The sequence below is a fragment of the Streptomyces yatensis genome (genome assembly GCF_018069625.1).
Taxonomy (GTDB): domain Bacteria; phylum Actinomycetota; class Actinomycetes; order Streptomycetales; family Streptomycetaceae; genus Streptomyces; species Streptomyces yatensis.
The window spans coordinates 3,959,836-3,982,237 of the sequence record NZ_CP072941.1; the positions used below are offsets into that span (position 1 = coordinate 3,959,836).

Here is a 22,402-nt window from a genome sequence, read left to right on the forward strand (position 1 = left end):
CCGGATAAGCATTTTTGACCTGCATTTGGTCGTGATCCATACGGTCCCCCCGGCTTCTCCAACGCCTGGTCCCATCTGCGGGTTCCCGTGCGCAGCGGATACAGTCACCGTTGCGCCAACTACGGGGACAGGAGAGGGACATTACCGGCAACCGGCAGACGAGCTGGGCGTTCGCCGACGCGTTCGTCGCCGAGGACGAAGCCCTTCACTGGGCCCGTGACCGGGCCCGGGAGGCAGGGCTGCGCTCGGTGTCGGCGGGCACCGGCGCCGCGCTGCGGCTGCTCGCTGCCGCCGCCGATGCCAAGGTCGTCGCCGAGATCGGCACCGGGACGGGCGTCTCGGGGATCCATCTGCTACGCGGAATGCGCCCGGACGGCGTGCTGACCACCGTGGACACCGAACCGGAGATGCAGCAGTTCGCCCGGCAGGCGTTCCGCGAGGCCGGGTTCACCGGGAACCGGGCGCGCTTCATCCCCGGCCGCGCCCTGGATGTGCTGCCCCGGCTGGCCGACGGCGGATACGACCTGGTCTTCTGCGACGGCGACCGGCTGGAGTGCCTGGACTACCTCGCCGAATCGTTGCGTCTGCTGCGGCCCGGCGGGCTGGTCTGCTTCGAGGGGGTCTTCACCAACGGCCGGACCGTGGACTCCGCCGCCCAGCCCACGGAGGTGCTGCGGGTGCGCGAGCTGCTGCGGACCGTACGGGAGTCCACCGTGCTGCAGTCATCCCTGCTGCCGGTCGGCGACGGCCTGCTCTGCGCGGTCAAGCGGGGCTGAAACGGCCGGCCCGGCCGGTCCCCCGCCTCGTGGCGGAACCCCCGGAACCCCTTACATGCGCTGCCCCGGCGGTCGGTACCTGACGTACCGGCCGCCGGGGCAGCGCGCGGGTGATGGTGGGCCGCAAGCCGTCAGCCGACGACCTTCTTCAGGGCGTCGCCGAGGGCGTCGGCCTCGTCCGGTGTCAGCTCGACGACGAGCCGACCGCCGCCTTCGAGCGGAACGCGCATGACGATGCCCCGCCCCTCCTTGGTCACCTCGAGCGGGCCGTCGCCCGTCCGCGGCTTCATGGCCGCCATGCTCGTTCCCCTTCCTGAAACCAGCTCATCGCAGCCGACAACCCAGGTGTCACCGGCATCGAACACGTTGCTTCACTCTCATTATCCCGCATGGCATGACCCGATGACCAACATCGGTCGGCAACGCCTGTACGAGGCGCTCCCCCAAAACCACCCAATTCGGGGAGGGGGTCGCGGTAGCGTACGCCCGCCGTCACCGAACGAAGGGTCGGTTCTTTGACGCAGGTCACATGTCGGTCGGTCATGATCTCCGGCATGCTGTGCGCTGACCGCCGCGACGGGTCCCTTCCGGGCCCGCCGGTGCGGCCGCAGCCCGCGCCACCCGCCAACTCGCCCCGCCCCACCGCCGGAGGACCGCCATGGCCGACACCGTGCTCTACGACCTCGCCGAGGGCCTCGCGACGATCACGCTCAATCGTCCCGACGCGATGAACGCCCTGAACATCGACACCAAGGTGGCGCTGCGCGACGCGCTGCTGCAGGCCGCGGAGGACCCGGCGGTGCGGGCGGTGCTGCTCACCGGCTCCGGGCAGCGGGCCTTCTGCGTCGGCCAGGACCTCAAGGAGCACATCGGCCTGCTGGCCGCCGACCGTGACGGCAGCGGCGAGGGCTCCACCATGAGCACGGTCACGCTGCACTACAACCCGATCGTCACCGCGATCGCCGGGATGCCGAAGCCGGTGGTCGCCGCCGTCAACGGTGTCGCGGCGGGCGCCGGGGCGGGCTTCGCCTTCGCCGCCGACTACCGGATCATCGCCGACACCGCCTCCTTCAACACCTCCTTCGCCGGGGTCGCGCTGACCGCCGACTCGGGGGTCTCCTGGACCCTCCAGCGGCTGATCGGCTACGGCCGCGCGGCGGATCTGCTGCTCTTCCCGCGCGGTATCGACGCCCAGGAGGCGCTCGACCTGGGCATCGCCCACCGGGTGGTCCCGGCCGACGAGCTGGCCGCCGAGGCGGCGGCGGTCGCCCGGCGGCTGGCCGAGGGCCCCACCGCGGCCTACGCGGCGCTCAAGGAGTCCCTGGCCTTCGCCGCGGGCCACACGCTCACCGAGTCGCTGGCCATGGAGGACGAACTGCAGCGCCGCGCGGGGGCCTCGGAGGACCACGCCATCGCGGTGAACGCGTTCGTGAACAAGGAGAAGCCCAGGTTCACCGGCCGCTGACCGGCTCGCCCCGGCCGCCGGGGCGCAAGCGCGTCCCGGTCGGCCGGGGACCCGAGCGTGTCGCGGCCGGAGCTCGGAGCGCGTCCCGGCTGTGGCGATCGGGCCGCGTCGCGGCCCGGGCGATCAGACCGTGTCGCGGCCCGGGCGATCAGACCGTGTCGCGGCCCGGGCGATCAGACCGTGTCGCGGCCCGGGCGATCAGACCGTGTCGCGGCTGTGGCAGTCGGCCAGATGGTCGTTGACCAGGCCGCATGCCTGCATCAGGGCATAGGCCGTGGTGGGGCCGACGAAGCGGAAGCCGCGCTTCTTGAGGTCGCGGCTGAGGGCCGTGGACTCCGGGGTGATCGCCGCGACATCGGCGGCGGTCCGCGGGACGGGGCGGCCGTCGGGGGCCGGGGCATGGGACCAGATCAGCTCGTCCAGCTCACCGGGTGCCAGGGCCGCCGCGGCGCGGGCGTTGGAGATCGTGGCGGCGATCTTGGCCCGGTTGCGGATGATCCCCGGGTCGTCGATCAGCCGCTGCTCATCGGCCTCGGTGAACTCCGCGACCTTCGCGATCGAGAAATCGGCGAAGGCGGCCCGGAACCCCTCCCGGCGGCGCAGGATCGTCAGCCACGACAGCCCGGACTGGAACGCCTCCAGACAGATCCGCTCATAGAGCGCGTCATCGCCGTGGACCGGGCGGCCCCACTCCGTGTCGTGGTAGACGCGGTAGTCGGCCATGGTCTCGGCCTCCAGCCCCCAGGGACAGCGCAACAGCCCGTCCGGCCCCGGAACCACACCTTGCCCGCTCATGCGCCATGCCCTTCGTAGCCGTGTCCCTCAAGGCCGCGCCCGTCGTAACCGCGCCCCTCGAAGAGGTTTCCCTCGAAGCCGTCCTCGTCGAAGCCGTCCTCGTCGAAGCCGGGCCACTCGGGGCCGGGGCCCTCGCGGCCGCCCCGCCCGAAGCCGTGGTCGCTCTCCGGGGCCGACAGGGGATCGGGGCCGGGCCCGGGGGGCGACGACGGCTTCGGATGCGGGCCCGTGAGCGCTGCCTCCAGCTCGGCGATCCGGGCGTCGCGCTCGGCGAGCTCGGCACCGAGGCGGCCCAGCACATCGTCGACATCCGCCATCCGGTAGCCCCGCAGCGTCATGGGGAGCCGCAGCGCCTCCACATCGGCGCGCGCCAGCGGCCGGTCGGCGGGCAGCGGCTCGTCCAGCCGGTCCGGGGGCGCCTCGGTGAGCGGTCCGTCACCGCCGCCGACGACGGCGAGCGTGACCCCGCCGACCACCACGACCAGCGCGATCAGCAAGAACAAGAACACGGTGATCGTCTCCCCGTCAGATGCATGGTTGAGTCTGTGTCCGTCGGCCTCGATAACTGTCTGCCCCGATCGTGCCATGCCCCTCCGACAGTTATCGTCGCTGCCCGCAACCTGGAAGAAGACATGAAGGAAGTTCGGATGCTGCGGCTGGGACGACGTGAGTTCGGCGAGAACGATCGAGTGATCATGGCGATCGTGAACCGGACGCCGGATTCCTTCTACGACCAGGGTGCGACCTTCCGCGACGAGCCCGCCCTGGCCCGCGTGGAGCAGGCCATCGCGGACGGCGCCGCGATCATCGACATCGGCGGCGTCAAGGCCGGACCGGGTGACGAGGTGAGCGCCGAGGAGGAGGCGCGCCGCACGGTGGGCTTCGTGGCCGAGGTGCGCAGGCGCCATCCGGACGTGGTGATCAGCGTGGACACCTGGCGCCATGAGGTCGGCGAGGCGGTCTGCGCCGCGGGCGCGGATGTGCTCAACGACGCGTGGGGCGGGGTGGACCCCAAGCTGGCCGAGGTCGCCGCCCGCCACGGCGTCGGGCTGGTGTGCACCCACGCGGGCGGGGCCCGGCCGCGCACCCGCCCGCACCGGATCGGCTACGAGGATGTGGTGGAGGACATCCTGCGGGTCACCCTGGACCTCGCGGAGCGCGCCCTCGAACTGGGGGTGCGGCGCGACGGGATCATGATCGACCCGGGCCATGACTTCAGTAAGAACACCCGCCACTCACTGGAGGCGACGCGCCGGCTGGGCGAGCTGACGGAGACCGGCTGGCCCGTCCTGGTCTCGCTGTCCAACAAGGACTTCGTCGGCGAGAGCCTGGACCGGCCGGTCAAGGAACGGCTGATCGGCACGCTCGCGACGACCGCCGTATCGGCCTGGCTGGGGGCCCAGATCTACCGGGTGCACGAGGTGGCCGAGACCCGTCAGGTGCTGGACATGGTGTCGTCCATCGCGGGCCACCGGCCCCCGGCGGTCGCCCGCCGGGGACTGGCCTGAGGAAGCCCGCCGCGGACCGGCCCGCTTGGGGCCGGCACGCTTGGGGCCAGCCCGCTTGAGGCTGGCCCGCTTGGACCGGCCCACTCGGGACCGGCCCAGCGGGGCGACCAGGAGCGGGCGCCGTCAGACGCCGGACTCCTTGGTCACCAGGTCGATCACCTCGTCGATGTCGTCGGTGAGGTGGAACAGGTCCAGATCGTGCGGGGACGCCTTGCCCTCCGCGATCAGGGTGTTCGTGAGCCAGTCGACCAGGCCCTTCCAGTAGGCGCTGCCGAAGAGGACGATCGGGAAGCGGGTGACCTTCTTGGTCTGGACGAGGGTGAGCGCCTCGAAGCACTCGTCGAGCGTGCCGAGCCCGCCGGGAAGCACCACGAACCCCTGGGCGTACTTCACGAACATCGTTTTTCGCACGAAGAAGTAGCGGAAGTTGACGCCGATGTCGACGTACGGGTTCAGGCCCTGCTCGTACGGCAGTTCGATGCCCAGGCCGACCGAGACGCCGCCCGCCTCGGTCGCGCCGCGGTTGGCGGCCTCCATCGCGCCGGGGCCGCCGCCGGTGATCACCCCGAAGCCCGCCTCGACGAGGGCCCGGCCGATCCGCACCCCCGCCTCGTACTCCGGGGACCCCTCGGGCGTACGGGCGGAGCCGAACACGCTGATCGCCGGGCCGAGCTCCGCCAGGGTGCCGAAGCCCTCGACGAACTCCGACTGGATGCGCATCACCCGGAACGGGTCCTCGTGCACCCAGTGCGTGGCCCCCTGGGTGTCCAGGAGCCGCTGATCGGTCGTCTCGGGTCGCATCTGATGGCGGCGGCGCACGACCGGGCCCAGACGCTGCTCGTGCAGCGCTCGCTCTTCTTCGGCGTTGCCCACTGTGTGCTCCCTTCGCCAAGACCAAGATCTGGTCAAAGATCTGTGGTTCAGGGTAGGCCCCCCGGGCGGCTTCGAGCCGAAATCCCGGCCACGCTCACCCACCGAACCGCTGATCACAGGTCCAACGGCCGCGAAGCGGCGTCAGAGGGTGCCCGACGGACCTAGCCGCCTGCGGCGGGCCGCTCCCCTCCCCGCCCCCCAACATATGCGGCTCCGTAGCGTGCGGGGCTCCCCCAGACCCCGCCGCCGAGGTCTGGGGGAGCCCCGGCGGAGGCCGGGGCCGCGTCCCCACGCGACCGAGCCGCACATCGACGCAACCCAGCCCCTACGACGCGACGCAACCCAGCCCCTCCGGCGATTGAGGAGCGAGGGCCAGGGGCGGAGCCCCAGCAGGCGCCAGGACCGAGCCCCACGCGGCGGTACTCCAGCCCCTCCGGCGATTGAGGAGCCAGGTCCGGGGCGGAGCCCCAGCGGGGGGCCGGGGCCGGGCCCCGCCACGCGGCGGAGCCGCACATCGACGCAACCCAGCCCCTCCGACGATTGAGGAGCGAGGGCCAGGGGCGGAGCCCCAGCAGGCGCCAGGACCGAGCCCCACGCGGCGGTACTCCAGCCCCTCCGGCGATTGAGGAGCCAGGTCCGGGGCGGAGCCCCAGCGGGGGGCCGGGGCCGGGCCCCGCCACGCGGCGGAGCCGCATATCGATGCTGCGGGAAGGGGCGGGGAGGGGAAAGGCGCGCCGGGCCCCAGCGGCGGGGCCAACCGCCCGGCGCGCCGCTGGCGCTAACCGACCAGCCAGGCGCGCAGTCGCTCTTCGGCCTCCAGGACCGCCGCGACCGGCACGTGCTCCTCACGGGTATGGGCCAGCTTCGGATCGCCGGGCCCGTAATTCACCGCGGGCACGCCCAGCGCCGAGAAGCGGGCGACATCGGTCCAGGCGTCCTTGGGGGCCACCTCCACCCCGAGCGTCGCCACGAGCGCGGCGGCCGACGGGTGGGCGAGACCGGGCAGGGCGCCGGGCGCGCTGTCGGTGAGCTCGATGTCGAAGCCGGTGAAGACCTCGCGGACGTGCGCGAGCGCCTCCTCCTCGGAGCGGTCGGGGGCGAAACGGAAGTTCACCGTCACCGTGCAGAAGTCCGGGATGACGTTGGTCGCGTGGCCGCCGTCGATCCGTACCGCGTTGAGGCCCTCGCGGTAGGTGAGCCCGTCGATCTCCGCCCGCCGGGGGACGTACCCGGCCAGCCGGTCCAGGATCGGCGCGGCCTTGTGGATGGCGTTCTCACCGAGCCAGCTGCGCGCGGAGTGGGCGCGCCGCCCCTGCGTGCTCACCCGTACCCGCAGGGTGCCCTGGCAGCCGCCCTCGACCTTGCCGTCGGTGGGCTCCAGCAGCACGGCGAAGTCCCCGGCCAGCCACTCGGGGTGATTCCTGGCCAGCCGCCCCAGCCCGTTGAGCTCGGCGGCGACCTCCTCGTGGTCGTAGAAGACGAAGGTGAGGTCGCGGTTGGGCTCGGGCACGGTGGCGGCCATGCGCAGCTGTACGGCGACGCCGGACTTCATGTCGGAGGTGCCGCAGCCCCACAACAGGCCGTCGTCGTCGAGGCGGGACGGCACGTTGTCGGCGATCGGCACGGTGTCCAGATGGCCCGCCAGCACGACCCGCTCGTCCCGCCCGAGGTTCGTACGGGCGACGACGGCGTCCCCGTCCCGGTCGACGGTCAGATGCGGCAGGGCTCGCAGGGCCTGCTCCACGGCGTCGGCGAGCGCCTTCTCCTCACCACTGACCGAGGGGAAGTCGACGAGCCGGGCGGTGAGCCGGGCCGCGTCCAGGGACAGGTCGAGTTCTGGATGTGCCATACGGCCGACCCTAGCGGTCGGCCCCGGCCCCCGACGGCCCCGGCCCGACGACCCCGGCCCCGGCCCGGCGGTCCGGCCGGTCCTGGTCCGACGCCCCGGGCGCCCCGAAGACCCCAGCGGCCCCCGCCCGGCGACCCCGGGCGGCCTCAAGCCAGCGAATCCCCGCGCCCAACATCCCGGCCCTCAAGCCGCTCGCGACGTGGCGTTCCCCACCCCGCGCCCGTGATCCGGCGGGGCCGCGTGAGCTCCAGTACCGTGTGGCGCGTGCCCCTGTCCGTCTTCTCCCAACGCGCCCGACTGCTGCGGGCCGCGGTCGCCTGTGCCGTACTGCTGGCGCTGGCCGGATATCTGGCGGCGCAACTGCTGACGGGTGGTGTGGGGCCGCCGCGCTGTGTCGTACGGGCGAACGGCGAGGATGTGCGGCTCTCCCCCGAACAGACCGTGAACGCCGCCACGATCGAGGCCGTGGCCGCCTCCCGCGGACTGCCGGAACGGGCCGTCACCATCGCGCTGGCCACCGCCCTGCAGGAGTCGGGGCTGCGCACCATCCGCCACGGGGACCGGGATTCGCAGGGGCTGTTCCAGCAACGCCCCTCCCAGGGCTGGGGCAGTGTGCGGCAGATCCGCGATCCGGTCTACGCCGCCGGGAAGTTCTACGACGACCTGGTGCGGATGCCCGGCTATTCGCGGCTGCCGCTGACGGTGGCGGCGCAGCGGGTGCAGCGCAGCGGGTTCCCCCAGGCGTACGCCAAGCACGAGACCGAAGCGGTGGTGCTGACCGGCGCACTCACCGGGCGCTCCGGGGCGGCCCTCAGCTGCCCGGGGCCGCCGGACGACGGCCAGGCGGGCGATCCCCTGCGGGTACGGGCATCGCTGAAGCGGGAGTTCGGCTCCGAGACGGAGGCGCGGCCGGCCGCGGCCGGGCACGGCGGCGGCAAACAGGCCGCCCCCTCGCCGCACACGGTGGTGGTTCCGGTGCCGAAGGCGGCGGCTCCGGGGCGCGCGGGGCAGCGCGGCTGGGAGATCGCACACTGGGCGGTGGCCCACTCGGACGAGTTGCGCATCGAACGTGTCTCTTACGGCGAGCGCGAATGGAACGCCAGGAATTCCGCGGCGGGTTGGCGTCGGGTCAAGGCGATTTCCGGGGCGGAAGTGCGGATCGTCACCATGCGATAGCGCAGGGAATCACCGCAGTTCAGGGCGGTTGACGGCGCGTTGTGCGGCACGTACGGAGGAATGGGCCGGACGTATTACACGCAGAACCGGATAATGCGACGCATTGCCAACTCTTTGCCTTGTCTCACCGCAACCTTCGCGAGGTTCACGCGGTATTCACTGCGTCCGAATCGCCGGGCACCGCACGCCAATTGTCCCTCCGCCAAAGGAGAACCATGTCCCTCCCTCTCACCCGTCGGATCGCCCGCGCCGCACTGCTGGTCGCGGCGAGCGCGGCACCCGTCGTCGGCGCCGCCGGCGTCGCGAGTGCGGCGGAGCCGGCTCAGCCGCAGTCCTCCAACCTGGGGCTGTCCTCGCTGGACCCCGCCTCGGTCGGTGAGGTCGCCGACGTCGCCTCGAAGCAGGTCGGGAGCACGGCGGGTGACGTCAGCAGCAAGGCCGGCGGGACCGTCAAGGGGATCCTGCCGAGCAAGACCGCCCCGGCGACGGCGGCCCCGGCCAAGCCCGCGAAGCCTGCGAAGGGCGCGAAGGCCACCAAGACCACCAAGGCCGCCAAGGCCCCGGCCAGGGCCGCCCACGCCAAGCCCGCCGGTAAGGGCGAGGGCAAGGCCCTCGGACAGGGGAAGGGCAAGGGCGGCGCCCACGCCAAGGGCAAGGGCAAGGCCGCCAAGGCGGCCAAGCCCGCTCAGGCCGCCGCCCCGCAGGCCCCCGCGCCCGCCCCGCAGGGCCCGGACCTCCCGGTCAAGGACCTGCCGATCAAGGGCCTGCCGCTGCTCGGCTGATCCCGCAGGTCCAAACACGGGCGCCCGGGGAGTCTCGTACTCCCCGGGGCCCTCTTGGTCATTCAGCCCAACCAGTCGGCTTCCGCTGTTCAGCCCGCCAACTCGCTTCTGCCGCTCAGCCCGCCAACTGGCTCGCGCTGTTCAGCCCGCCAGCCGCCGTACCGCCGCCGCCACGCGCTCGTCCGTCGCCGTGAACGCGACCCGGACGTGCCGCTCCCCCGCCGTGCCGTAGAACTCGCCCGGAGCCACCAGAATGCCCAGTTCGGCAAGGGCGCCCACGGTGTCCCAGCACGGCTCGTCCCGCGTCGCCCACAGATACAGCGACGCCTCGCTGTGCTCGATCCGGAAGCCCCGGCCCTCCAGCGCCGACCGCAGCGCGGCCCGGCGCCGCTCGTAGCGCTCGCGCTGCTCGGCCACGTGCTTGTCGTCGCCGAGCGCCGCGACCGTGGCCGCCTGCACGGGTGCGGGCACCATCATCCCGCCATGCTTGCGGATCTTCAGCAGCTCGCCCAGCACCGCCTCGTCACCGGCGAGGAAGGCCGCCCGGTAGCCCGCCAGATTGGACCGCTTGGACAGCGAGTGGACGACCACCAGCCCCTCGAAGGACCCGCCGGAGATGTCCGGGTGGAGCACGGAGACCGGGTCCGCCTCCCAGCCCAGCTCCAGATAGCACTCGTCGCTGACCACCAGCACCCCGTGCTCGCGGGCCCAGGCGACCGCGGTGCGCAGCTCCTCCTTGGACAGCACCCGGCCCGTGGGGTTGGACGGGGAGTTGAGCCACAGCAGCTTCAGGCCCGCGGGCTCGAGATCGGTTGGCTCGTCGTACGGCACCGGCTCGGCGCCCACCAGCCGCGCGCCCACCTCGTACGTCGGATAGGCGAGCCGCGGGAAGGCGACCCGGTCGCCGGGGCCGAGGCCCAGCTGCGCGGGCAGGGAGGCCACCAGTTCCTTCGAGCCGACCACCGGCAGCACCTGGGTGTGGGTCACCCCGGCCGCGCCCAGCCGCCGCTCCACCCAGCCGGTGAGGGCGTCGCGCAGCGCGGCCGTGCCCCAGACGGTCGGATAGCCGGGGCTGTCCGAGGCGTCGGCGAGGGCCGCGCGGATCAGCTCGGGGACCGGGTCGACGGGGGTGCCCACCGAGAGGTCGACGATGCCGTCGCGGTGGGCCGCGGCGATCGCCTTGTACGGTTCGAGCCGGTCCCAGGGGAAGACCGGGAGGCGGGCGGATACGGGTGGCACGGGGTGGCTCACTTTCTTCAGACTGCCCGGGTTCTTCGGAACTGCCCGGGTTCTTCGGAACTGCCCGGGCCGAGGGCCCGGGAACCCGGTGGATTCCGGCCGAATCCGTGGACCCCGGGGAGACCCGGGACCCACGGGAACGCCGGAAGCGCCGGGAGCGCCCGGGAAACAGCCCGGTCCCGCAGGCCACAGGCCATACGGGACCGCCGGCTGCTTCCGGGCGCTGACGCCGGGGGCAGGGTTACTCGTCGTGCTCCTGCGGCGGAAGCGCGGCGATGAAGGGGTGGTCCCGCTCGATCAGGCCGAGCTTGCTCGCGCCACCGGGCGAACCGAGCTCGTCGAAGAACTCGACGTTCGCCTTGTAGTAGTCCTTCCACTCCTCGGGAGTGTCGTCCTCGTAGAAGATCGCCTCGACCGGGCAAACCGGCTCACAGGCCCCGCAGTCGACGCATTCGTCCGGGTGGATGTACAAGGACCGCTGGCCCTCGTAGATACAGTCGACGGGGCACTCCTCGATGCACGCCTTGTCCTTCAGGTCGACACAAGGCTGCGCGATGACGTAGGTCACGCTGTCGTTCCTCCTCGTTAGGGCTGCTATCGCGCGGGAGCGCGGCGTCGTCGATGCCCGCACCTAGTATCTCCGTTCTTGGGCACCAGACGCACATGAGGGGCTGACTGAGCTGTGGATTTCACCACTGGCGGACGTCTCGAAGTCCGGATCACCCCGGATGACGTGGGAAAACGCGTCTCGGTCAGGTTGATCACCGGAGAGCGTGAGCCCGCCCCCACCTTCACCGACGTGGTCGGTGTTCTCACATCGTGGACCGAGGGCTCGCTCTCCATCACGCGGCGCACCGGTGAGGCGGTGCGGATCGCCGAGTCATCCCTGGTGGCGGGGAAGGTGGTGCCCGCCGCTCCGGCCCGCCGCCGTGGCCCCGCCGCGACCGCGCCCGAGCTGGACCGGGTCGCCGCCCGGGCCTGGCCGCCCCTGGTCAGCGAGCCGCTGGGCGAGTGGACGCTGCGCGCCTCCGGCGGATTCACCCGGCGCGCCAATTCGGTGCTGCCCCTCGGCGACCCCGGCATGGCTCTCGACGAGGCGCTGCGCCGGGTGACCGACTGGTACGCGGCGCGGGAGCTGCCCGCGTACCTCCAGGTCAGCACGGGCGCCGAGGGCACCCAGGAGCTGCTCGCGGCCGAGCTGGAGACCCGCGGCTGGACGCGGGAGGTCTCGTCGCTGATACGCATCGCGGCGCTCGCCCCCATCGGGGACCAGGACGCCGACACCTCGGCGGTGACGCTCTCCCGCCGGCTCGACGACGCCTGGCTGACCCGCTACCAGCGGTCCTCCGGCGAGCCCTCCCCCGAGGCGCGGACTGTGCTGTCGGGTGGCCCGTCCGTGTGGTTCGCCACCGTGCCGGGGCGGGAGGGGGACACCCCGGCCGCGATCGGGCGCTGTGTGGTGGACGGCCGCTGGGCCGGGTTCACCGCCGTGGAGGTCGCCCCGGAGCGGCGGCGCCAGGGCCTGGCCAAGGCCGTCATGACGGCGCTGGCCCGCAAGGCGCTCGACGAGGGCGCCTCGGCCGCGTATCTCCAGGTGGAGACGGACAATGACGGTGCGCACGCCCTCTACGAGGGCATGGGCTTCACCGTCCACCACAGCTACCATCACTGGCGCGCATCCCGACACGATCCGCGCTGAGCAGGGTACGAGTCGGCTATGCCACGGATGAACGACACGTCCCGCCGCCGGCGGTTCGCCGACGCGGCCCGCGAAGAGCGCCCCGATCTGGCGCTGCTGTGCCTGCTGGTCGGCATGGAGGCCGATTCCGGACTGGACGAGACCGGAATCGACGAAGCGCAGATCGAGCTCGACCGGCTGGCCGGTCAGCTCCCCTTCTCCCCCGGCGGCCCCGAGGACTGGGCCGCCGCGCTGAACCGCCTCCTCGGCGAGCGCCATGGCTTCCGGGGCGGCCCCGCCGACTACCGGCGGCTGGGGTCCTCGCTCCTCCACACGGTGCTGCGGCGCCGCCGGGGACTGCCGATCCTGCTGTCCGTGGTGTGGATGGAGGTGGCACGGCGGGCGGGCGCGCCGGTGTACGGGGTGGCGCTGCCCGGCCACTTCGTGGTCGGCTTCGGCGATCCTTACGGCAGCCATGTGCTGGCCGATCCCTTCGACGGCGGGCGGCCGCTGTCCCGTGAGGACGCGGCGACCCTGGTGTCGGGCGCCACGGGCGCCCCGCTCTCCGCGTCGATGCTGAGCCCGGCCGGGTCGCTGGACATCGTCCTGCGGATCCTCAACAACATCCGCGCCTGGGCATCCGCCCGCCCCGAACGCACCGATGTCCGGCTGTGGGCGGTCGAGCTCTCCCTGCTGCTGCCCAGCCATCCCGCCGAGCTGCGCTACGAACGGGCGCAACTCCTGGTGGAGCGGGGCGACTTCATGACCGGCGCCAAGGAGCTGGAGGAGTACGCGGAGGTGATGGAGGCGGTGCGACCCGACGCCGCCGAGACCGTACGCCACGAGGCGCGCGCCGCCCGCGCGATGCTGAACTAGCGTCTGCCGCTGCCTGGTGGGTCTTCACTAGCCGGTGCCTGGTGGGTTTCGCTAGTGGGTGCCTGGTGAGCCTTCACCAGGCGATGGCTGGTGGGTCTTCGCGCCTGTGGGATCGGTGGCGGCTCGGCCCCGGGGCCGCGGCCTCTGGGGCAGGCGGCGTGTCCCGGTGGTGGCCGGGAGCACAGTGGCGGGCGCTGGGGCGCCGTGCCGGGCGTCGTCGGCTCGCGGCGGGGGCCACCTCCTGATGGTGGCCGGGGCCCGGTGACGAGCGCTAGGAACACCATGCCGGGCATCGTCGGCTCGGCGCGTCCGGTACAGGGGACGGCGCCTCCCGGTGGTGGCCAGCGGCCCAGTGACGAGCGCTAGGAACACCATGCCGGGCATCGTCGGCTCGGCGCGCCCGGTACAGGGGACGGCGCCTCCAGGTGATGGCCAGCGGCCCAGTGACGAGCGCTAGGAACACCATGCCGGGCATCGTCGGCTCGGCGCGCCCGGTACAGGGGGCGGCGCCTCCCGGTGGTGGCCAGCGGCCCAGTGACGAGCGCTGGGGCGCCGTGCCGGGCACCGTCGGCCCGCCGCGTCCGGCCCGGTGGCCGGGGCCATCCGGGTGCGGGGGCCCGGGAAGATCCACCGGGCGGGGCCTGGCGGCTGTCCGGTGGTGGCCGGGGGCCAGTGGCGGACGCGGGGGCGTCGTACGGGCGTCGTGGGCCCCGGAACATCCCGCCGGGCAAGGCGGCCTGGCCCCTCCGGCGGGCCGACCGTCGCGGGGCGGCGGCCCGGCTTTCCAGCCCCTCCGGCGTTTGAGGAGCCGGGGCCCGGGGGCGGAGCCCCGGCGGGGGCCGGGGCCGGGCCCCGGTTACGGGAAGGGGCGGGGAGGGAAAGCCCGCGCCGCCACGCCCAGCCCGCGCCGCTACAGCCAACCCTTTTCGCGGGCGATACGGACGGCCTCGGCCCGGTTCCGGGCCGCGGTCTTCTGGATGGCCGTGGAGAGGTAGTTGCGGACCGTACCCGGCGACAAGTGCAGGGCCCGGGCCAGCTCGGCGTTGGTCGAGCCGTCCGCCGAGGCGTGCAGCACCTCGCGCTCCCGCGCGGTCAGCGGACTGGCCCCGTCCACGAGCGCGGCGGCCGCCAGCGTGGGGTCGATGACCCGCTCCCCGCGCAGTACCCGCCGTATCGCGTCGGCGAGCTGGGCCGCCGGGGCGTCCTTGACCAGGAAGGCATCGGCGCCGGACTCCATGGCGCGACGCAGATAGCCGGGACGGCCGAAGGTGGTCAGGATCACGATCCGGATCCCGGGCGCGGCCCGGTGCAGCGCGGCGGCGGCCTCGATCCCGCTCATACCGGGCATCTCGATGTCCAACAGCGCCACATCGGGGCGATGGGTCCGGGCGGCGTCCACGACCTCGTCGCCGCGGGCCACCTGCGCGATGACCTCGATCTCGTCCTCGAGCCCGAGGAGCGCGGCCAGCGCCTCCCGCACCATGGACTGGTCCTCGGCCAGCAGTACCCGGATCACGCCCCGCAGCGTATCCGCTCTACCGCACGCTCCCTCCGCGCGGTCTGACGGCGCGGCCCGCCGAGCGGCCCCGCCAGACGCGGACCCCCGCCGAGCGGCCCCGCCGGTGCGGATCCTCGCCGAGCAGCCCCGCCGACGCGGACCCCACCAAGCCGCCCCGCCAGACGCGGACCCCCGCCGAGCCGCCCCGCCGGTGCGGATCCTCGCCGAGCAGCCCCGCCGACGCGGACCCCACCAAGCCGCCCCGCCAGACGCGGACCCCCGCCGAGCCGCCCCGCCGGTGCGGATCCTCGCCCAGCAGCCCCGCCAAACACAGACCCCGCCGAGCAGCCCCGCCGACGCGGACGCCCGCCGAGCCGCCCCGCCGGTGCGGATCCTCACCCAGCAGCCCCGCCAAACACAGACCCCCGCCGAACAGCCCCGCCGACGCAGACCCCACCGCCCGGCCCCCGACGCGGACCCCGGCAACGCGGCCCCCGGCGCCCGGCCGCCCCCCTACGGCGCGGCCCGCGCTATGGCGCGGCCCGCGAGGGCACTTCGACGCGGACGCCGCGGGAGAGCGGGACCAGGGCGCGGAGGGTGAAGCCCCCGCGCTCGCCGGGGCCGGTCTCCAGGCGGCCGTCGGCCAGCTGGAGCCGCTCGGCCAGCCCGGTGAGCCCGTTGCCGTGCGGGCCGGTCGCGCCGCGGCCGTCGTCGGTGACGGTCAGGCACAGTTCGTCGTCCGTCTCGTCGAGCGTGACCGCGCAGCGGCGCGCCCCGCTGTGCCGCACCACATTCGTGACCGCCTCGCGCAGCGCCCAGGCCAGCGCCCCCTCCTGGTCGGGCGGGAGGTCGGGGTGGTGGGTGGCGGCCCGGCTCAGGTCGGCGGCGATGCCCGCGGCGGCGAGGGCGGTACGGGCCCCGGCGACCTCGGCCTCCAGCGTGGGGCGCCGGAAGCCGCTGACCGCCTCCCGCACGTCCACCAGCGCCTGTCTGCTGACCCGTTCGATATCGGCGACCTGCCGCGCCGCCTGCTCGGGCTTGTCGGGCAGCATCCGGCCCGCCAGCTCGCTCTTGAGCGTGATCAGGGAGAGCGAGTGGCCCAGCAGATCGTGGAGATCGCGGGCGAGCCGCAACCGCTCCTCGTTCGCGGCGAGCTGGGCCACCGTGGCGCGGGCGGCGCGCAGCGCCCGGGTGGTGCGGACCATCTGCCGCACCCCGCTCATCGCGAACCCGCCGAGCAGCGACGGGATCACCAGGGCGGACAACAGCCCGTGCGAGCCGCGCACCAGCACCCCGACGGCCACCATGAACGCGGTGTTCAGCGGAATCGCCCACCGCGCGAGCCGCAGCGGCAGCACCGCCCCGTAGGCGACGGACACATAGACGCACAGCACCAGCCAGGCGTCGCCCATGGTGAGCGTGAGAACGGCGGCGAGCACGCAGGACGTGCCCAGCGCCCCGAAGACCGCGGCCCGGCTCAGCGCCCGGCCGGTGTGCCGGAAGATCAGCACCAGATAGATGGCGACGAAGGCCAGCAGACCGAGCGCACCGCACACGGTGGCGGGGACGGCGTGGTGGCCATCGGCGAGATCGCTCACCGGCGCGCCCATATAGGCCATCCAGATCCCGATCCACATCAGCTTGATCAGGGCCTGCCGGCGGTTCTCGGGGCTCTGGCCGATGGCGGCCAGCCGGTCGTTCTCGTCGTCGTACGCCATCGCGTCGGCCCACCAGGTCAGCCGACCGCGCACGCCGGGGCGGCGCTCCGGATCGCCGTCGTCGGTCCACTCGGCCCGGTCAGCCATGGTTCTTCTCTCCTCGGATCACGCCTCGGGTCACGCTTCGGATCACGCCCCCGGTCATGCCTTACGGCCGTCCTTCACGCCTTACGGCTGTCCTGCACGCCTTACGGTCGACGTCCTCACGCCCTACGAGTGTCCTTGCGGTACAGCCACGCCGCGCCGCCCGCGAAGAGCGCGAGATAGCCGACGAGCAGCGCGACGTCCTTGACGTGCGGGGCGCCGCCCAGCTCGATCGCCTGGCCGAGGGCGGTGTAGGCGTGGGTGGGCAGATAGTCGCCGATGTTCCGCAGCCACTGCGGATACGACGTGGTCGGCATCCACAGCCCGCCGAGGATCGACAGACCGAAGTAGATGATCATCGTCAGCGGGCGTACCGCGTCCCCGGTCGCCAGATAGCCGATGGCCACCCCCAGCGCGGCGAAGACCAGGGAGCCCGCCCAGATGGCGCCGGTCAACGCCGCCCACTCCCAGGCGGCGTCCAGCCGTACGCCCTTGAGGGCGGCGGCCACCACGAAGACGATCACGATCGACGGCAGGGTGGCCACCGCACCCACCGCGATCTTGGCCGCCACATAGCCGCGGCCGGGCAGCGGGGTCAGCCGCAGCTGCCGGGTCCAGCCGCCCTCGCGCTCCTTGGCGATCCGTTCGCCGTTGCCCATCAGCCCGGCGGTCAGCGCCCCGAAGGAGGCCATCGCGACCATGTAGTAGAGCGGCATGGACAGCCCGGTGCCGGGCACCCGGTCGTCGGCGTCGGTGCTGCCCGCGATCAGCAGGAAGAGCACGGACGGATAGATGATCGTGAAGAACATGAACTTGCGATTGCGCAGGGTCCGCGCGATCTCCAGCTTGACCAGCGCCTTCATCGGGCGGACTCCTCAACTGTCGGAGCGGCGTCGGTAGCCGTATCGGGGGCCGTCTCGGTGGCCGTACCGGCGGCGGCATCGGTGATGGCGAGGAACGCCTGCTCCAGGCCGAGCCCGGTGACCTCCAGGCCGCGCGGATAGAGCCCGAGCCCGTAGACCGCGTGCACGGTCGCGTCCGCGTCGGTGGACCGGATCCGTACGGTACGCCCCGAGATGTCGATCCCGGTCAGAGCGGGCAGGGCGCGCAGCGCCGTCTCGTCGATCGGCCCGTCCAGCTCGAAGGAGATCCGTCGGGCCCCGGCCATCGCCTTGATCTCGGCTGACGAGCCGTCGGCCAGCACCCGGCCGCCGTGCAGCACGATCACCCGGTCGGCGATGGCGTCGGCCTCTTCGAGGTAGTGGGTGGCGAACAGGATGGTGCGGCCCTGCTTCGTCTGCTCCCGCATCGCGCCCCAGAAGGTCTGCCGGGACGCCACGTCCATACCGGTCGTGGGCTCGTCCAGCACGATCAGATCCGAGGCGCCGGCGGTGGCGAACGCGAAGCGCACCCGCTGCTCCTGACCGCCGGAGAGCTTGTTCACCTTGCGGGAAGCGATCTCGGCGATGCCCGCGCGCTCCAGCACCTCGTCCACCGGGTGGCCCTTGGGGTGCAGATCGCAGGCCAGTCCGACCAGTTCGCGGACCGTCACGTCCTCCATCAGAGCGCCGCTCTGCAGCATCGCGCCGACCCGGCCGCGGACGATGGCCTGGCGCGGGGTGGTGCCGAAGACCTCCACCCGGCCGGAGTCGGGGTGGCGCAGGCCGAGCAGCAGATCGAGGCTGGAGGACTTGCCGGCGCCGTTGGGGCCCAGCAGGGCGACGGTCTCCCCCGGGTACAGCGTGAGATCGAGATCGGCCACGGCGCGCACGCTGCCGTAGCTCTTGTTCACCTGCTCGAAGCGGACTACGGGCGGGGCGCCCGTGGTGGCGGCCCCGGTGCCAGGGGCGGAAACAGCGGTCGTTGCGGTCATGCCACCAGCCTGGCCGAGGGTGGGCGGTGCCCGGCAGTGTCAGCGGTCGTGACCTGGGGATGACAGATGTCATGGGTCGGGGCATGACGCGACCCGGGAAACACGAGGCGGCCAGGAGGCACGACGCGACCCGGGAAACACGACACGACCCGCCCGACCCGACAAGACCGGGGAGAAAACCACGCGGCCCCTGCCCGGTGCCGGGCGGGGGCCGCGTGGTGAACGAACGAGCGGGGCCCGCTCAGTTGTCCTTGCCGATGACCCCGACGCGCTCGCTGGGCGTCTTGCCGAGCAGCGCCTGCCGCAGCGCGGACTCCACGTCCTCCGGGGTGACGGGCTTCTTGCTGCCGTCGCCCCGTTCGAGCAGAACGCCGTCGAAGGTGCTGCCGTACAGCTGCTTCATGACGGACAGGTCGTAGTGCTCCACCAGCTTGCCGTCGACCACCTTCATGGAAAGGATCTTCGGCAGCGACTTGTCCGGGCCGAACTGAATCGAGTGCTGGGCGTCCGTCCGCACCGTGGCCAGACCGGACATCGCGGGCTTGGCGAAGCTCTTCATCTTCCGGTCGACCTCGGCGTCGCTGACCGTGGGGCGGCGCACGGCGACCGGCAGGGTGATGGCCTTGTTCCGGCCGGTCTCGGCGCGCAGGCGGAACCCGTCCGAGACGGCCTTGACCGCCTTGTCCACGTCCAGCCCCTTGCCCTCCTTGCCGTACACCGCGACGGGCTTGCCGGAGCTGAAGTCGATGCCGCCCTCGCGGGCCGTGCCGGAGTCGCCCGCGAGCCGCTCCAGGGCGTCCCGCAGCTTCTCCTCGTCGACCGTGACCGCGGGGTCGGCCTCATGGGTGCCGCCGAAGAGCGAGCCGATCACGGTGACCGGGTTGTAGTCCCGGCCCGCGACGTCCCGGACCGTGGCCTCGGTGTCGAGCGCCAGGCCCGCGACGGAGGGCTTGATCTCCTTCTGCTGGCCGTCGACCGACACCGTCAGCGGGGCGGTGGTGCGCGTGCCCAGCGCGGTGTCCAGCTTGTCGACGGCGACCTCCTTGGAGCTGCCGCCGATGTCGACGCCGAGGACGGTGGTGCCGTTCGGCACATCGGCGTGGTTCATCACCAGACCGGCGGCGTAGGCCCCGCCCGCGATCACGAACAGCAGGCCCGCGACCATGACGACCTTGGAGCGGCCCTTCTTCTTGGGCTTGCCGGCCTTCGGGGCGGACGGCGCCGGGGCGCTGTCGCCGCCGGGCGCCGGGGCTCCCGGACCGCCCGGGGCGGGCGGCGCCGGCGGCCTGGACCGGCCCTCGGCCGACGGCACCACGGGCACCCCGCTGACCAGCGTGTCGCTGGAGATCTGGTCCGACGGCACCCCGCTGCCCGGTGTGGGCTCGGGGTCACGGAACAGCGAAGGGGACGGATCGCTCCCGAGGTCGTCCCTGAACCCGTCCCCGGGGCCGGTCCGCGGGCCCGCGCCGGTGGTGGCGCCGAGGCTGCCGGACATCGGCGAGCCGCCCGGCGGGGTCGGTGGCTGGGCGCCCGGGCCGCCGCCGGCCAGCGGCCCCACACCGCCCGGAGGCGTCTGCGGGTCACCGCCGTACGGGCCGCCGGCCGGGCCCGGTCCGGGCGGGGCCAGCAACTCGCTGTCGTGCGGGCCCGCACCGGGGCCGGACGGCGGCATGAACATGTCGCCGGTCATCGGGCCGGTGGTGGGCCCGGTCGGCTCGGGGTGGCCGGACGGGGCCTGGGCGTCGGTGAAGTACGGCAGGTCGGCGACGGGGCCGCCGCCCTGCTGCGGAGCGGGGAACCCCTGGGTGGTGTCCGGGGCCGGGAATCCCTGCGTGGTGTCCGGGGCGGGGAATCCCTGCGTGGTGTCCGGGGCGGGGAATCCCTGCGTGGTGTCCGGGGCCGGGGGCGGCGTCGGCGTGCTGCCGGTGGCCGACGAACCGCCCCTGGGCTTGCGGGGCGAGAACCAGTCGCTGGTCCGCTGCTCGCCCTCGTCCTTCTTCTCGCGGCTCTCGGAAGGCTCGCCGGACCCGCCGGGCTCGGCCGGCACACCGCGCTCCGGCGTCGGCGTGTAGTCGACCCGGGGCAGCGCGCCGGTGGGCTCGGGGGCCTCGTCGTCCCCGCCGGAACGCGGCGCGGGTACGCCGTCCTCCGCGACGGGCGTGCGCATGACCACCGGCGGGATGGGCCGCGACCCCGGAATGTTGATCTTGATCCGGGTCGTCAGCGTGGTTTCGGTCTTCGGCTCCTCCGGCTTGGCCGCGGCCCGCGCCTGCCCGTCGTCGGCGAACTCCTGCGGAGCCTCCTGCGTGGGGTTCGGCGAGGGGTACTGGCGGGATCCGTACGGCGGGGTGCCCGACGGGTAGGCGGCACCGCCGCTTCCCTCCCGGGGCCCGGAGGACGAACTGTCAGATTCACGGCTCAAAGCAGGTTCTCCCAGTTAGCTCCGCCGCCCGTCAGACCTCGCGCGGGCGGCTCGGCGGCGGCACCACCATACTGGGCGGTGCGGACGCGCACTTGACGGCCGCCGGATCACCGCATCCGGTACGCCCGAGGCGCACCCTTCGCCGCATGTCCGAAGGGCCGCCAAGTGCCGGGGACGTCGTGCCGAAAACGTCACGTCACTTACCAAGTCGGACCGGCGGACCAGGAGGTTGCGGCACCAAAGGCAACGTGGCGCACATCACACCGATGAACATTCCGCCGAGGAGGAAAGCGTACGACCCCAGCCCGGCACCGAAAAGGAAATCCCCTTCGGAGCGGGAGGAAGTGAGCAGCAACACGGCCACCGTCCAGGCCCCCGCGGGCACTCCGCCGCCCATCCGGGCACCCGTGGCCTTGACCCCGCCGTAGCACAGGCCCGCGATCGCGAGCAGCGCCAGCAGCAATCCGCCGGGGAACCATGCCGCTTGGACCAGCGCGCCCGCGGCGCCGACCAGCACCCCGGCCACGGCGAGCAGGGCGTATCCGCCCAGGCGCAGGGCCGTCATGCCGCCACCCCCGCGAACAGGTCGTCCTCGCGGTCCGCCCCGGCCTCGCCCTTGACGAGCCGATAGTGCTCATGGACGAACATGGGCTGGCCCAGGTCGTTGGAGAGCGCGAAGAAGGGGCCGTCCACCGCGATCTGGGTGGCGTGGGCGCGCATCGCCGCCGCCTTCGCCCCGGCGTGGGCGGTGCCGTCGATGAACGCGGTGACGTCCGAGTCCGCCACCACTCCGGGGATGTCGTCGACCGTGGCGACGCCGGGGAAGAGGGAGTCGCGGCCCGCGGCCCGCAGCCGGGCGAAGCCCTCCTCGACGGCCGAGCGCGGTACGCAGTTCCAGTACACCTTCGCGATGTCGTGCGGCTCGCCGAGCTCCGGGCGGAAGTCCGCGTCGGCGGCCAGCTCCACGGCGCGCATCGCCACGCGGTGCGCCTGGATGTGATCGGGGTGGCCGTACCCCCCATGGGTGTCGTACGCCACGAGAACCTGTGGCCGGATCTCGCGGACCACGGCCACCAGGTGCCCCGCGGCCTCGTCCAGGTCGGCCTGCCAGAAGCAGTCCGGCCGGTCGTTCTGCGGGGCGCCCATCATCCCGGAGTCGCGATAGCGGCCAGGACCACCCAGGAAGCGGTGGTCCACGACCCCCAAGGCGTCCATGGCCGCGGCGAGTTCGCCGATCCGGTGCGGACCGAGCGCGTCGTCGCGGTCGGCGGCGAGATGCGCGAGGGCAGCCGGGATGACCTCGCCCTCCTCACCGAGGGTGCAGGTCACCAGGGTGACGTGTGCGCCCTCGGCGGCATACTTCGCCATGGTCGCGCCGTTATTGATCGACTCGTCGTCCGGATGTGCGTGCACCAGCAGCAGACGACGGGCGGGAAGAGCGGTCATGGGCACAGCCTACGATTCGCACACCAGTGCCCACGGGTCGCACGTCCCGGCCCCGCTCGGGGTCAGATCTTCACGCCGCCGATCATGTCCGCCACATTGGTGGTGAGGTCGTCGATCGTCGGGGCCACCGAAGAACTCGCCAGGTAGAAGCCGAGGAGGACGCAGACGACCGCATGAACCGCCTTCAGCCCTGCCTTGTTTACGAGCATGAAGACGATGATCAGCAGCAGCACTGACATCGAGATCGAGAGCGCCACAGCGGCTCACCTCCAGATACACGCACTCGGACGGACAACATATTGATGCCACAGGGGGCCTACCCACTATGCGCAATCGATCATAAC

The 22,402-nt window shown here is 73.0% G+C and carries 23 protein-coding genes; 7 read left to right on the plus strand and 16 right to left on the minus strand.

What is annotated here, in order from left to right:
- Positions 1-110: 110 nt before the first annotated feature.
- A complete protein-coding gene (locus J8403_RS16075) occupies positions 111-776 on the plus strand; it encodes an O-methyltransferase (RefSeq protein ID WP_093464465.1) in 666 nt (221 codons plus the stop codon).
- 131 nt (positions 777-907) lie between these two features.
- Here J8403_RS16075 and J8403_RS16080 read toward each other — a convergent pair whose 3' ends face one another.
- Positions 908-1,075, minus strand: coding sequence for a DUF3117 domain-containing protein (locus tag J8403_RS16080; RefSeq protein WP_003966491.1), 168 nt, complete (start codon positions 1,073-1,075; stop codon positions 908-910).
- 359 nt (positions 1,076-1,434) lie between these two features.
- On the opposite strand from J8403_RS16080, the gene chcB reads away from it, so the two are divergent.
- A complete protein-coding gene (chcB, locus tag J8403_RS16085; RefSeq protein WP_211123786.1) occupies positions 1,435-2,241 on the plus strand; it encodes a 2-cyclohexenylcarbonyl CoA isomerase in 807 nt (268 codons plus the stop codon).
- A gap of 198 nt (positions 2,242-2,439) precedes the next feature.
- On the opposite strand, the gene J8403_RS16090 is transcribed toward chcB, so the two are convergent.
- Together J8403_RS16090 and J8403_RS16095 are read right to left on the minus strand one after the other, a co-directional pair.
- Positions 2,440-3,036 (minus strand): DNA-3-methyladenine glycosylase I, encoded by a 597-nt coding sequence (locus tag J8403_RS16090; protein ID WP_211123787.1) that lies wholly within the window; start codon positions 3,034-3,036, stop codon positions 2,440-2,442.
- Positions 3,033-3,545 (minus strand): DivIVA domain-containing protein, encoded by a 513-nt coding sequence (locus J8403_RS16095; RefSeq protein ID WP_211123788.1) that lies wholly within the window; start codon positions 3,543-3,545, stop codon positions 3,033-3,035. Before J8403_RS16095 ends, J8403_RS16090 begins: the two co-directional genes overlap by 4 nt.
- Positions 3,546-3,683: 138 nt before the next feature.
- On the opposite strand from J8403_RS16095, the gene folP reads away from it, so the two are divergent.
- Positions 3,684-4,544: a dihydropteroate synthase gene (gene folP, locus J8403_RS16100; RefSeq protein WP_211128274.1), complete on the plus strand. Its 861-nt coding sequence runs from the start codon at positions 3,684-3,686 to the stop codon at positions 4,542-4,544.
- Between the two features lie 123 nt (positions 4,545-4,667).
- Here folP and J8403_RS16105 read toward each other — a convergent pair whose 3' ends face one another.
- Both J8403_RS16105 and dapE read right to left on the minus strand, forming a co-directional pair.
- A complete protein-coding gene (locus tag J8403_RS16105; RefSeq protein WP_137967308.1) occupies positions 4,668-5,417 on the minus strand; it encodes an LOG family protein in 750 nt (249 codons plus the stop codon).
- A gap of 778 nt (positions 5,418-6,195) precedes the next feature.
- Positions 6,196-7,266: a succinyl-diaminopimelate desuccinylase gene (gene dapE, locus J8403_RS16110; RefSeq protein WP_211123789.1), complete on the minus strand. Its 1,071-nt coding sequence runs from the start codon at positions 7,264-7,266 to the stop codon at positions 6,196-6,198.
- Between the two features lie 255 nt (positions 7,267-7,521).
- Here dapE and J8403_RS16115 point away from each other — a divergent pair, with 255 nt between their 5' ends.
- Together J8403_RS16115 and J8403_RS16120 are read left to right on the plus strand one after the other, a co-directional pair.
- Positions 7,522-8,442, plus strand: a complete 921-nt coding sequence (locus J8403_RS16115) for a VldE C-terminal domain-containing protein (protein WP_211128275.1) — start codon at positions 7,522-7,524, stop codon at positions 8,440-8,442.
- Positions 8,443-8,657: 215 nt separating this feature from the next.
- Complete coding sequence (locus J8403_RS16120) at positions 8,658-9,224, plus strand: ATP-binding protein (RefSeq protein WP_211123790.1); 567 nt, start codon at positions 8,658-8,660, stop codon at positions 9,222-9,224.
- A 141-nt stretch (positions 9,225-9,365) separates the two neighbouring features.
- Here J8403_RS16120 and dapC read toward each other — a convergent pair whose 3' ends face one another.
- Both dapC and fdxA read right to left on the minus strand, forming a co-directional pair.
- A complete protein-coding gene (dapC, locus tag J8403_RS16125; protein ID WP_211123791.1) occupies positions 9,366-10,463 on the minus strand; it encodes a succinyldiaminopimelate transaminase in 1,098 nt (365 codons plus the stop codon).
- A gap of 241 nt (positions 10,464-10,704) precedes the next feature.
- A complete protein-coding gene (gene fdxA / locus J8403_RS16130; RefSeq protein ID WP_014054705.1) occupies positions 10,705-11,031 on the minus strand; it encodes a ferredoxin in 327 nt (108 codons plus the stop codon).
- 114 nt (positions 11,032-11,145) lie between these two features.
- On the opposite strand from fdxA, the gene J8403_RS16135 reads away from it, so the two are divergent.
- Positions 11,146-12,162 (plus strand): GNAT family N-acetyltransferase, encoded by a 1,017-nt coding sequence (locus tag J8403_RS16135; protein ID WP_211123792.1) that lies wholly within the window; start codon positions 11,146-11,148, stop codon positions 12,160-12,162.
- 18 nt (positions 12,163-12,180) lie between these two features.
- Complete coding sequence (locus tag J8403_RS16140; RefSeq protein ID WP_211123793.1) at positions 12,181-13,017, plus strand: transglutaminase family protein; 837 nt, start codon at positions 12,181-12,183, stop codon at positions 13,015-13,017.
- 910 nt (positions 13,018-13,927) lie between these two features.
- Here J8403_RS16140 and J8403_RS16145 read toward each other — a convergent pair.
- The 9 genes from J8403_RS16145 to J8403_RS16185 form a co-directional block, all read right to left on the minus strand.
- A complete protein-coding gene (locus J8403_RS16145; protein WP_374212273.1) occupies positions 13,928-14,533 on the minus strand; it encodes a response regulator transcription factor in 606 nt (201 codons plus the stop codon).
- A gap of 19 nt (positions 14,534-14,552) precedes the next feature.
- Positions 14,553-14,843, minus strand: coding sequence for a hypothetical protein (locus J8403_RS16150; RefSeq protein ID WP_211128722.1), 291 nt, complete (start codon positions 14,841-14,843; stop codon positions 14,553-14,555).
- Between the two features lie 202 nt (positions 14,844-15,045).
- Positions 15,046-16,320, minus strand: a complete 1,275-nt coding sequence (locus J8403_RS16155) for a sensor histidine kinase (protein ID WP_211123794.1) — start codon at positions 16,318-16,320, stop codon at positions 15,046-15,048.
- Between the two features lie 116 nt (positions 16,321-16,436).
- On the minus strand, positions 16,437-17,180 hold the full coding sequence (locus tag J8403_RS16160) for an ABC transporter permease (protein ID WP_211123795.1): 744 nt from the start codon (positions 17,178-17,180) through the stop codon (positions 16,437-16,439).
- The gene (locus tag J8403_RS16165) at positions 17,177-18,190 is read right to left on the minus strand and encodes an ABC transporter ATP-binding protein (protein WP_211123796.1); all 1,014 of its coding nucleotides are present in this window, start codon (positions 18,188-18,190) and stop codon (positions 17,177-17,179) included. The genes J8403_RS16160 and J8403_RS16165 overlap by 4 nt, the downstream gene beginning before the upstream one ends.
- A gap of 241 nt (positions 18,191-18,431) precedes the next feature.
- On the minus strand, positions 18,432-20,612 hold the full coding sequence (locus tag J8403_RS16170; protein ID WP_211123797.1) for a peptidoglycan binding domain-containing protein: 2,181 nt from the start codon (positions 20,610-20,612) through the stop codon (positions 18,432-18,434).
- A 196-nt stretch (positions 20,613-20,808) separates the two neighbouring features.
- The gene (locus J8403_RS16175) at positions 20,809-21,177 is read right to left on the minus strand and encodes a DUF6113 family protein (RefSeq protein ID WP_211123798.1); all 369 of its coding nucleotides are present in this window, start codon (positions 21,175-21,177) and stop codon (positions 20,809-20,811) included.
- Positions 21,174-22,058: an N-acetyl-1-D-myo-inositol-2-amino-2-deoxy-alpha-D-glucopyranoside deacetylase gene (gene mshB, locus J8403_RS16180; protein ID WP_211123799.1), complete on the minus strand. Its 885-nt coding sequence runs from the start codon at positions 22,056-22,058 to the stop codon at positions 21,174-21,176. Before mshB ends, J8403_RS16175 begins: the two co-directional genes overlap by 4 nt.
- 62 nt (positions 22,059-22,120) lie before the next feature.
- Complete coding sequence (locus J8403_RS16185) at positions 22,121-22,315, minus strand: hypothetical protein (protein ID WP_069864354.1); 195 nt, start codon at positions 22,313-22,315, stop codon at positions 22,121-22,123.
- Between the last annotated feature and the right edge of the window lie 87 nt (positions 22,316-22,402).